Consider the following 11,129-nt stretch of genomic DNA (forward strand, 5'->3'; position numbering starts at 1 on the left):
TGACCCTCTACAACTTCCAGAGCCAGTACAACACCCAGTGGAACCTGCTGTTCATGGACATCGTCCTGATCACGATCCCACCGTTGCTGCTCTTCGTCTTCTTCAACCGCAAGATCGTCGCCGGCATGACCGCCGGCGCCATCAAGGGGTGACATGACCTGGGGGCAGTGCGCATCCGGAAAGGCCGCCTGATGATCCACCACCACGAGTTCCGGCACCGAGGGCTGACCCTGCGCTCCAGCGTGCACATTCCCGAGGACCAGGCCACCGCCCGCAGGCCCACGGTGGTGTTCGTCCACGGGTTCTCCAACAACCGTATGGAGAACCGTTCCTTCGTCCTCATGGCGCGGCTGCTGGAGAGCATCGGTATCGCGTCGGTCCGGTTCGACCTGTCGGGGCACGGGGAGAGCGACGGAGATTTCTTCGACGTCACCATCACCAACGAAATTGCCGAAACCCGTTCGGTCGTGCAGGCCGTCCGTGCCTTCGACTTCGCCGATCCCGAGCGCATCGGTCTGGTCGGGATGAGCATGGGCGGTGTCGTCGCGGGCATCGTCGCCGCCGAGGAGCCCGGCATCCGGGCTGCGTGCCTGTGGTCGCCGGCCGCCGTCGCCCCCTTCGAAGTGGGCTCGGGCTACCTCAAGGGCCGCGACATCGCCGCCGAGATCGGGGAGAAGGGCTATTTCGACGCCGACAGCCACCGCATGAGCCCCGCCCTCGTCGAGGACATCGCCGGGCTCGACGTCTATGGCCGTTCCTGCGGTTATGCCGGGCCGGTGCGCATCATTCATGGAGACAAGGACGACATCGCCCCTGTCGCCTACGCCCGTCGCTATCTCGACCACTACGGCGGCAACGCCGAACTGGAAGTCGTCCCCGGAGCCGACCACGGATGGAGCACCGTTCCCCACCGCACCCGGCTGCACGACTCGACGCTCCAGTTCCTCGGCGAGCAGCTGGAACCCTCCGCATGACCTGCTCCGGGGGAGTGCATGCGCGTGCTGGGGGTGACCAATCGCGAAGGCCGACAGGCCCGCCCAGCAGCATCACGCCCAGGTAGCGGCGGCCGGATGCGCGGCGCTTCTCCTGATCATCGGCATGGACGGTGACGGCGTAGGCGACCCCGCACATGAGCGGCGTGATCACGAGCCGATCGCCCTCCCACCCGATGTGGGCTGGCCGCAAGCGCGGCCATGCACGTCTGACCAACTTCTACGTGATGTCGAACTTGAAGCCTCGGGCGCGCGTATCTCGTTCTGACGACGGCCGCGACCCCCTTTGTGGATGCCGCCTGATGACTCTCAAGGCCGGGCCGCATCCACAGACGGAGAGAGGGATTTATGAGACATCGACATGGTTCCCGCGTCCGCCGAAGGACGGCGGGTATGCTCACGGCCCTGGCTGTCACGAGCAGCGGTCTCACGGCTGGCACTGCAAACGCGGCGGCAAGCGGGGCATCCGGAACGGCTTTCGCGCCGGCCATCTCCTGCCCTTCCGTTGTGGACAGGCTGGGCCAGGTCCCCGCTCGCGCTCAGGCGGAAGTTGAGCGGAATCTGCAGCAGTTGGAGAGCCAGATCGCTGAGGCCAATCGGCGGTTGGCAGGCTCGGCGGGGCAGGGCGGTCCGAATTTCGTGCAGAATGCGATTCTCGGGCCGTTGCGGGACAAGCGGACGGCGACCCTTCAACGGATCCAGATCGCCTTCCAGCGCGCCGGCGCCCAAGCACCGACCGGCCTCCAGGGCTTGGCCGGCTGCACTGTGCAGGACGATGAGGCTGGGAACAACAACGGCGATCAGGGCAACGGCGATCAGAGTGATGGCGGCCAGGACAACGGTAACCAGAGCGACGGCGGCCAGGACAACGATGGCCAGGACAATGGTGGCCAGGACAACGGCGACCAGAACAACGATGACCAGGGCAACGGTGGCCAGAACAACGGTGGTGCCGCTGGTCAAATCTCCTGTCCTGATGTGGCGGACAGGCTGGGCCAGGTCCCCGCTCGCGCTCAGGCGGAAGTTGAGCGGAATCTGCAGCAGTTGGAGAGCCAGATCGCTGAGGCCAATCGGCGGTTGGCAGGCTCGGCGGGGCAGGGCGGTCCGAATTTCGTGCAGAATGCGATCCTCGGGCCGTTGCGGGACAAGCGGACGGCGACCCTTCAACGGATCCAGATCGCCTTCCAGCGCGCCGGCGCCCAAGCGCCGGCCAGCCTCCGAACCCTGGCGACCTGTGAGCTTCGGAACGGCAATCCGGGCAACGGGAACGGCGGAAACAACGGGAACAACGGGGGCGGCGAAAACAACGAAGATGGCGGCGACGGCGAGAACAACGGAAACAACGGAAACGGCGGAGGCCAGGCCCGAGGGCCCGTTCCGGAGGACTTCGTTGACATCCGTTCGGTACAACCGAATGTGAGAACGCCCCGCACGCAGCAGGACGGCTCCAGCGGGACGTTCAGCGTGGACTGCGGACGCAACGAGAAGCGCATCTTCAACTCTGACAACGTCATCGTGGCCCCCGGCGTGTCCAACGGCGCGCAGCACACGCACGACTACGTGGGGAACGAGTCGACCAACAACCAGTCCACCAATGAGAGCCTGCTGGCGGCCAGTACCACCTGCCGCAACGGCGACAAGTCCACGCACTACTGGCCCGTGCTGAGGGCTCTGGGGCAGGAGGAATTCGACGCCAACCGGCGAGGCGGCGGGCTTGACCTGAACGTCGGCAAAATCCTCACCCCGGTCTCGGTGCAGATCACCTTCAAGGGCAACCCGACCGGCAAGGTGGTGGCGGCTCCGCAGTTCCTGCGCATCATCACCGGTAACGCCCGGGTCGGTGGAGCCGAAGCCAACGCCGGGTGGACCTGCACCGGCTTCGAGAACCGCCAATTGACGGACAAGTACCCGCTCTGCCCGCGAGGTAGCAGGCTCGTGCGGGTCTTCGATTTCCAGAGCTGCTGGGACGGCCAGAACGTCGACAGCGCCAACCACCGCACCCATGTCACCTTCCCGCAGGCCGACGGCAGCTGCCCGCAGGGCTTCCAGCCCATTCCCGCGCTGGAGCACCGGCTCGTCTACAACGTGGCGCAGGGCCCCAATTTCGCCGTCGACACCTTTCCCGAGGAACTGCACAAGCCGGTCACCGACCACAGCGACTTCATCAACCTGATGAATGAGCAGCAGATGGGGCGGGTCGTCGACTGCATCAACAGCGGCAGACGCTGCCGCTGACCCTGAATTGAGCAAGGCGTGGCCGGGCGACCGGCCACGCCGTCCTCATCGCCAGGAGCAAGACCACATCAGGTGCGAGAAAGGGCAACATCATGGCTGGCTTCTCCCGCCCGCGACGCGCTCAAGGCGCCGCCCCGGCGGCTGTGGCGCGTCTGACCGGCGCCATGAGGAGGCGAGATCACGGGGGCATCGTCCTGTCGCTGGCCATCGCCTCGGCGCTCACGCTCACCGGATGCGGTGTACAGGCCGATGGGCCGAAGTCGGCCAGGAGCGCTGCCGCCTCCGGGGGGAACGCACCCCGCACGTACACCGTGGAGCAACTGGCGGCCGCCATCGGCTGCACCGCCGAGATCACCCTCAAGGCACTGGACTACCGACAAGGGGAATGCACCAGCGACGGGATTCCGTACGTGTTCCTTGACTTCGTCACGGTTGAGGGCCAGCGTGAGTGGCTTGACTACGCCGAGATGTACGGCGGCCTCTACCTCGTCGGCGATCGATGGGCGCTGTCGGCCAAGTCCAAGTCCTTCATGCAGGAACTGAGCACGAAACTCGGGGGCAAGGTCGAAGAACATGGCCCTGGCGGCGCCGCCCCGTTCCCGAGGTGACAGCGCCTTCTTCAGCATCTGCTGGGATATGGCAGTTCCGGAGCGTAGGAAGACCAGAGCGCGCGCGTCATTCCCTCACCGTTCAACCTCTCGCACGCCAACGTCGCGACATTGTCGCGCACCCGTCCGACCATGGAGACATCCCACAACGAGAACGAGGAGTTCGTGTGCGCGACAAGAGTTCCGTCGCCGGGCAGGAAGACCAGGGAAACAACCAGCAGCTCGTTGGTGTCCATGGCCGGCCCTATCCGGTGAACGCGCCCGATATCGGAGATGTCCCACAGGATGATGCTGCCGTCCACACTTCCCGTGGCCAACAGGTCGGCATTCTTCGAAAAGGCCACCGCGGAAACGGGTCCGACCTTCCCGGTCAGGCCGGTGACGATCTTCCTTGGCGCCTCTGGCCTGCTGATATCCCAGAGGCTGAACGAAGCGGTGGTGTGTCCTACGACAAAGAATCGCCCATCAGCCGAGAGGCCGACCGATGAACGGAAGGAGCCGATGAGGCCGGTGGGAACGGTCCCGACCTGCCGCGGCGACCGAGGATTGGAGATATCCCAGATCTTGGCACTGTCATCCACGCCAACACTGACCAGAATCCGTTTGCTCGAGGCTAGCAGGACATCCCTGAGTTCGCCTCCATGGTGGATCGTCACCAACTCGGCAGGAGTCTCCACCCTCCGCATGTCGGTGAGACGCACCGCGCCATGCACGTCCGCGCTGGCAAGCATGGCCCCGTCACCGCTCCAGGCGAGGGACACGACAGTGCCCGTGTGTCCGGAAACCGCGGTGGGCAGCGGTACGAAGCCGCTCCGCCCGGAGGCTTTCCAAATCTTGACACCGAAGTCGCCTGGGCCGCTCGGCGTGGCGAGGAAGCGTCCGTCCGCCGAGAGGGCCGAAGCGTACGGACCGCCTTCGGAGTTCTTGTCCGGTGGCGTCCAGAACCTGATCGTCGGCAGAGCCACCGGCTTGCCCGGGTCGCCGACATCCCACAGCATGGCCTGACCGTTCTCCGCGCCGTCGGCCAGGATGTCGCCTCCAGCGGACAGCGTCGCCGAGGTCGGTCCCAGAGCGCTTCCCGGCAATTTCTGCTGCCCGGGCAAGGGAACACCCAGAAGGTGCGGGCGAGTCCCGGCGTCCGACAGGTCCCACAGCATCACCGAACCGTCCTGTCCGGCGGTGGCCAGCAGCGATCCGTCCTTGGACAGCGATACTCCGAGGACCGGCCCGCGGTGGCCGGTGAGTGGAATGTCGGTTCGATCAGGGGACAAGAATATTTGCTCGGAAAGCTTGACGCCGACCGGAAACTGCAATATTTGAACCGTGCCGTCCTGGCTGCTGCAAATCAGGCGTGTGCCGTCCGGCGTGAAGACCATGGATGTGATCTTGTCGGTCTGGTTGGTGGCCGACGTCGTGTCGCTGACCTTTCGCGGTGACGCTGGATCCGTCATATTCCAGATGGTCAGGCCGACGTCCTCGGTCGCCATCACCAAGAGGTCGCCATCGGGAGAGAAGGCCAGATCGCTGATAAGAGAGGAGGGGGCCGGAATGGGTTTCCCGAGTCGACGTGCGGCGTGCGGGTCGGCCACGTCCCACAATTGTATTTTCTCTGAGCCGCCGTCCGCGACCGCCAGCAGGCGGCCATCCGCCGACATTGCCAGCGGCGGGTTGTCATGACTCCCCGCTCGAGATCTGAAGTTGGCGGCGACTTTCAGATCCCCGTCGGGCCGGACCTGCAGGACCGCGGCATTGGCAGGATTGCCGACCACGAGTTTCTGCCCGTCGGCCGCCCAGACGATGTCGGTCACATTGCTGCCGAGCCCCGGGATCTGGCCCAGCTTCCTTGGCTTGTCCCGGGTCGACATGTCCCAGAACGACACGGAATCCCGGTCTCCGACGACCAGCATCTTGCCATCGGGCCGCCAGGCCAGTGCGGATACCACGTCCTTGAACGTGGTGAGGGGCGAGCCGATCAATTGCGGACGGTGTGGATTGGAAACGTCCCAGAGTTTGAGCGTGGCATTGTCGTCGCCGCTGGCCATGACGGCGTCCTTGGGTGACATCGCCACAGATTCCACACGACCCTTGAAGTCGAGAATGGTGCCTTCGTAGCGCGAGGTCGTCAAAGTCTGCAACAGGCTTGCGTTCGTGGCTCGATTGGGGTCCAGCCGGTACGCGGCGACGCCCAATTGCAGCGCCAGGCGCGGGTCCGACTCCCGGACCGCCTCTGCGCCGGCGACCATGCTTCGGGCGGTCGCCACCTGTGCCTGGCGCTGTGCCGCCCTGCTCTGCGACCATGCCACGAACGCGCCCGTCGAAGCGATGAGAGTGAGTACGACCAGCGCCGCTATCGCACCGCGCCTGACCCTGCCGCGTTGCCGCTCGTATGCGACGGACGCCTCGAAGAACCGCTCCGAGTTCGATTCGAGCTGGTGGTGGTCGATCGCCTTGGTCACCCGTTCCCTGACCGCGTCGAGCCGTCCGCCCCGGTAGAGCAGAGAGGGATCACGGTCGACCATCCACGCTTTCGCGTCCTCGGCGAGTTCGTCGCGCAGGATCAGCCATTCTCGATTCTCCTTCACCAGGTCCTGAAGGAGTGGCCAGGCCTGCAGCAGCCTCTCGTGACTGATACGGACGATCTCTCGATCGGTAGTGATCAATCGGGCCGCGTCCAGCGCCTTCACGGACTGCAACGCCGCCTCGGGATCCAGGCCTCGCAGCAGGTCGCCCTGGTTCACCGGTCGCGCTGTGACGATCGGCTCGGTGTCGATGTTCGAGACATCGCCACTGATTTTGATGAGCCTGAGCATGATGCTCTGCGTGGCCAGCTGCGCCGAAGGGGTGAGCGCCTGGTAGGTGTCATCAGCTGATCGTTCGATCGCCCGCTCTATGCCTCCGCTCTCCCGGTAGCCTCGCACTGTCAGCCGTCTGCCCTCCCGACGTTTCCACGTCTCCCAGAGCGAGTGTGAGAGCAGCGGCAGAGATCCGGGTTCAGGACCTTGTGGGCGAAAGGCGCCAAGTTCGTGCAGGACCAGATCCGCCAGCCCTTCGTCCAGTTCCAGGCCCAGCATCGTCGCAGGTTGCTCGATGGCCGCACGTAGCTCTGGCGGCTTCATCGGCTCGATCACGAATTGCCTGTCCTGAAGGGCAGCGGACAGTTCCGGATGCCGGGTCGCCTGGCTGTAGAAATCCGCGCGGAGTGCGCCGATGACGACTGCCGGAGGCCGACCGGTCCGGGGATCAGGAAGGGTCATGGCGTGCAGGCAGCGAACGAACCTGCTACGCAGCCCTTCGTCCTCGCACAGAGTGAATATCTCTTCCAGTTGGTCGACCAAGAGGATCAGGCGCACGCCCGGGCGGTCGGCGAGCAGGTCTGTGGCCAGGCGGCAGGAGTGGTCGGGGTCGGAGAACACCCGATTGAAGGCTGCCGGGTCATCAGGGGCCAGTCGCGCGGCCAGTGCTTGAACGGGAGACGATCCCGGGGTCATGCTGATGCACGGCCAGCCGCTGGTGCCGGATACGTGGAGATCTCCACGACGCATTCTCGCCAGCAGACCGGCCTGCAGCAGCGAACTCTTTCCACTGCCTGATGCGCCGACCAACAGCATGACCCCGGCAGTGCTCAGCCGATCGGCGATCTTCTTGAGAATCGCGGAAGTCAGCTCGTCGCGTCCGTGGAATATCTTCGCGTCCTCCTCGCCGAACGGCTGGAGGCTCAGATAAGGGCTGCGCCCCGGTAACTGGGCCTCCTTCTGCCCTGAAGAGATCTCTTGTGAAGCAGATCGATTTGACGACAGGATGATATGGCCGCTTCGTCCTCCTTCCTGCCGGTGAGGCAGCGGGCCGCTTCTCTCCCACATTCTGCGGAGGATGAAATGGTAGGCGTCGTCAAGGGTCAGGAAATTACCGGCGAGGGGATCGCCGTTGTCCAGCAGCGAGATCAGATCACCGGTGAACGTGGTGTATTCCTGGTCTTCCGGTGCCAGCGCGAGTTGTTCGGCGGAGCCGAGGAGGTACAACCCATGGGTCGGGGACGGCTGAAAGACTGATTCCGGTGCCCAGGACCCCAGGTCCGTGCGTCCGGAGAAGCAGCAGTCCAGGACGACCACGGTCGAGGCGGTCGGCGAGCCGGCGATGGCCTGCCGCAACATCGATGTCGAGTAGGCCTGGAGTTCCGCGAGGCCGGGTGTGAGCGTGCTGGTGGAAGACGCTGCCAGGTAGAGCTGTCCCTCCGAGCTCCAGAGTCCGTGGCCGATGTAGTAGACCAGCAGTATGGTCTTCGCCTTTTTCGCCTCTTCGGTCACTGCGGATCCGATGGCCAAGGCATTGGGCGGATTCAGCAGCAGGCGAATATGCTCGTCCGGCACACCACACCTGTTCACCAGGCGGTCCCGTAGTGCGGTGATGGTCCGTTCGACGGCGGGCACCGCCGGCAGTTGAGAGTCACTGTGGTCGGCGGTGCCGATCAGCACAACACGCACACCCTCACCCGACAGGTCACTCATCCGTCGTCCGCCCCTGATCGTGTTTCTCCTCCGCTTCGCGGAGTTCACGGAGGACCGACTCCACTTGCTCCCGCAATTCAGCGGGCGAAAGTGCTTTGACCTGAGTCGCGTCGACCTGGATTTGACGACCGTCGGGCAGGTCTACTCGGACCTTGACCGCACCGCTTTGTTGCCGCACCCAGGACAGCAGAGCCGAAGCGAATGCGGTGCCCGCCGCGCCAGAACTAAGAGCAACGACAATGCTTTCCAGAAACGGCCCCAAAGTGCCGGGAGGCGGCGGGGCCGTCACGTCATTGACACGGCCTTTCAGCTCGGCCGTGCCTCCGATCCAGTCACGCAACGACTCCAGGTGGCGTGAATCTTCTTCATCTTTGATCGATACGCGTACGTCCATGACGTCCTCCTGGTGGGTCACGTTCGCGTACCTAAGATAGAGCGAAAGTACACGGAAATCATAAGATCAAATAACTTGAGCCCGAGGTGCGTAACTTACGCCCATTTGTATTATGCAGAAACACCAGACGGCTGAAATGTCAAGATGTCCGGATGGCCAACGCTGCAGGGCATCTCGACGAGCCGGTCGGCTGTCGCGACCGTATCCGTGGGTGGCGTCGCGGCTCGCCGACCTCAGTGCGCCGGTGGGGGATGGGTGGACGCGACGACGGGGGCTTCCAGCACGGCCTCGCCCGCAGCGTGGGGCAGCGATAACTATGTATATCCAGTAGGAAATGTTGACTTTAGGTGATCCGGCTCGTAGCTTCGTGGGCATGAGCCAGGCCGCGAACCTGACCCGGCGCCCGCACGTGGACCACGGCCACGTCGCCAGCGCGCAGTGTCGCTGATCACGAGATCCCATCCATCAACCAGAAGTGGAGGCGGCTCGTGATGTTGCCCGAGGTGCAGGAGGTCTCGCGCCAGGACGCGGAGCGGCCCCTGGAGGTGGTCACGGCCCGGCACCCGCTGCGGTGGCTGGCCGGGGCAGGCGTACTCGTCGTCCTCGCCATGGTCGCCAGCGCCCTGATCACCAACCCCGCGTGGGAGTGGCCCATCGTCGGGCAGTACCTGTTCGCACCGTCGGTGGTGCGCTCGGTGCTGCTCACGCTGGAGCTGACCGCGCTGGGCATCGTGCTCGGGTTCGTGCTGGGCACGCTGCTGGCGCTGATGCGGCTCTCGCCCAACCGGCTGCTGTCGTCGGCGGCCTGGGCATACGTGTGGCTGTTCCGGTCGGTGCCGCTCATCCTGCAACTGCTGTTCTGGTACAACCTCGCGCTGCTCTACCCCAGGCTGTCGGTGGGCGTGCCGTTCGGGCCGGCGTTCTTCGACTTCGGCACGATGGACCTGATCGGGCCGCTGACCGCGGCGGCGCTCGGGCTGGCGCTGCACCAGGCCGCGTACGCCGCCGAGATCGTCCGCGGCGGCCTGCTGTCGGTGGACCACGGGCAGCGGGAGGCGGCGGCCGCCCTGGGGCTGCCGCCGGCGCGGCGGCTCTTCAGGATCATCCTGCCGCAGGCCATGCGGACCATCGTGCCCACCGCGGGCAACGAGATCATCGGCCTGGTCAAGGGCACCTCGGTCGTCTACATCATGGCGCTGCCGGAGCTGTTCTACCAGGTGCAGGTGATCTACAACCGCAACGGCAGGGTCATGGCGCTGCTGCTGGTCGCGGCCATCTGGTACCTCATCCTGACCACCGCCCTGTCGATCGTGCAGTACTACGTGGAGCGGCATTACGGCAGGGGGCGCGGATGAGCGCCATGGTGAGGTTGCGCGGCGTGCACAAGAGCTTCGGCGCCCTGCACGTGCTGCGCGGAGTGGACCTGGACGTCCGCCAGGGGCAGGTGCTGGTGATCCTGGGTCCCTCGGGGTCGGGGAAGTCCACGCTCCTGCGGACGATCAACCACCTGGAGAAGGTGGACCGCGGCTCGGTCCGCGTCGACGGCCAGCTGCTCGGCTACCGGCAGGCCGGCGACCGCCTGTACGAGCTGCCGGAACGCGAGGTGCTGCGCCAGCGCACCCAGATCGGGTTCGTCTTCCAGTCGTTCAACCTGTTCCCGCACCTCACCGTCAGGCAGAACCTCATGGAGGCGCCGCTGTCGGCCCAGGGCCGGCCGCGGGCCGAGGTGGCGCCGCTGGCCGAGCGGCTGCTGGCCCGGGTGGGCTTGGCGGACAAGGCCGACGCCTACCCGCGCACGCTGTCGGGCGGGCAGCAGCAGCGGGTCGCCATCGCCAGGGCGCTCGCGCTGGAGCCCAAGCTGCTGCTGTTCGACGAGCCGACCTCGGCGCTGGACCCCGAACTGGTGGGCGAGGTGCTGGACGTCATCAAGGACCTCGCCCGCGGCGGCACCACGATGATCGTGGTCACTCACGAGATCGGGTTCGCCAGGGAGGTGGCCGACATCGTGGCCTTCATGGACGCCGGCCGCATCGTCGAGCTCGGACCGCCCGCACAGCTCCTGGACGCCCCCGCCCACGAACGTACCCGCACCTTCCTCAGCAAGGTTCTCTGATCCCCAAGGACGTCATGACATGCGCGCTTCGCTCGCGCGGGCCCTCGCCGTGCCCGCGCTCCTCCTGCTGACCGCGGCCTGCGGCGCCGAGCCCGCCGTCACCGCCGCCCCTGTGGCGGCGGGCAAGAAGATCAACCTCAGCCCGGACCAGAACCGGGTGCGGGCCGACAAGGTGGACGCGATCGCCGCCCAGGTGCCCAAGGACATCGCCGCCGACGGCAAGCTCGCGGTGGGCTTCAGCGGTCAGGGCGCGGCGCCTCTGGTGTTCCGCGCCGACGACGA

Annotated in this window: 7 protein-coding genes and 1 pseudogene; 6 read left to right on the top strand and 2 right to left on the bottom strand. The window is 65.6% G+C overall.

Annotated features, from left to right (window positions below):
* The first annotated feature begins 167 nt into the window (after positions 1 to 167).
* From ACWDX9_RS52805 to ACWDX9_RS52815, 3 genes are all read left to right on the top strand, one after another.
* The gene (locus tag ACWDX9_RS52805; RefSeq protein WP_449969548.1) at positions 168 to 974 is read left to right on the top strand and encodes an alpha/beta hydrolase family protein; all 807 of its coding nucleotides are present in this window, start codon (positions 168 to 170) and stop codon (positions 972 to 974) included.
* Between the two features lie 411 nt (positions 975 to 1,385).
* Complete coding sequence (locus ACWDX9_RS52810) at positions 1,386 to 3,227, top strand: DUF1996 domain-containing protein (RefSeq protein ID WP_449969551.1); 1,842 nt, start codon at positions 1,386 to 1,388, stop codon at positions 3,225 to 3,227.
* Positions 3,228 to 3,370: 143 nt separating this feature from the next.
* Entirely contained in the window at positions 3,371 to 3,835 is a 465-nt protein-coding gene (locus ACWDX9_RS52815) for a hypothetical protein (RefSeq protein WP_449969553.1), read from the top strand.
* Between the two features lie 11 nt (positions 3,836 to 3,846).
* Here the strand turns inward: ACWDX9_RS52815 and ACWDX9_RS52820 are convergent, their stop codons facing one another.
* Positions 3,847 to 8,340 carry a caspase, EACC1-associated type gene (locus ACWDX9_RS52820; RefSeq protein WP_449969555.1) on the bottom strand — a complete coding sequence of 1,498 codons (4,494 nt, stop codon included), beginning with the start codon at positions 8,338 to 8,340 and terminating at the stop codon, positions 3,847 to 3,849.
* Entirely contained in the window at positions 8,333 to 8,734 is a 402-nt protein-coding gene (locus tag ACWDX9_RS52825; RefSeq protein ID WP_449969557.1) for an effector-associated constant component EACC1, read from the bottom strand. Before ACWDX9_RS52825 ends, ACWDX9_RS52820 begins: the two co-directional genes overlap by 8 nt.
* A gap of 491 nt (positions 8,735 to 9,225) precedes the next feature.
* On the opposite strand from ACWDX9_RS52825, the gene ACWDX9_RS52830 reads away from it, so the two are divergent.
* From ACWDX9_RS52830 to ACWDX9_RS52840, 3 genes and pseudogenes are all read left to right on the top strand, one after another.
* Positions 9,226 to 10,089 (top strand): amino acid ABC transporter permease, encoded by an 864-nt coding sequence (locus tag ACWDX9_RS52830; RefSeq protein ID WP_449969559.1) that lies wholly within the window; start codon positions 9,226 to 9,228, stop codon positions 10,087 to 10,089.
* Positions 10,086 to 10,847: an amino acid ABC transporter ATP-binding protein gene (locus tag ACWDX9_RS52835; RefSeq protein WP_350734023.1), complete on the top strand. Its 762-nt coding sequence runs from the start codon at positions 10,086 to 10,088 to the stop codon at positions 10,845 to 10,847. Before ACWDX9_RS52830 ends, ACWDX9_RS52835 begins: the two co-directional genes overlap by 4 nt.
* A gap of 19 nt (positions 10,848 to 10,866) precedes the next feature.
* Positions 10,867 to 11,129: pseudogene (locus ACWDX9_RS52840) on the top strand (ABC transporter substrate-binding protein); the annotation flags it as partial.

The organism is Nonomuraea sp. NPDC003201 (assembly GCF_053590415.1).

What these genes read in the sequence shown, in the direction of transcription:
- ACWDX9_RS52810 (WP_449969551.1), top strand. Translation starts at nt 1,386, where the DNA reads ATGCTCACGGCCCTGGCTGTCACGAGCAGCGGTCTCACGGCTGGCACT.
- ACWDX9_RS52820 (WP_449969555.1), bottom strand. Translation starts at nt 8,340, where the DNA reads ATGAGTGACCTGTCGGGTGAGGGTGTGCGTGTTGTGCTGATCGGCACC.
- ACWDX9_RS52825 (WP_449969557.1), bottom strand. Translation starts at nt 8,734, where the DNA reads ATGGACGTACGCGTATCGATCAAAGATGAAGAAGATTCACGCCACCTG.
- ACWDX9_RS52830 (WP_449969559.1), top strand. Translation starts at nt 9,226, where the DNA reads ATGTTGCCCGAGGTGCAGGAGGTCTCGCGCCAGGACGCGGAGCGGCCC.
- ACWDX9_RS52835 (WP_350734023.1), top strand. Translation starts at nt 10,086, where the DNA reads ATGAGCGCCATGGTGAGGTTGCGCGGCGTGCACAAGAGCTTCGGCGCC.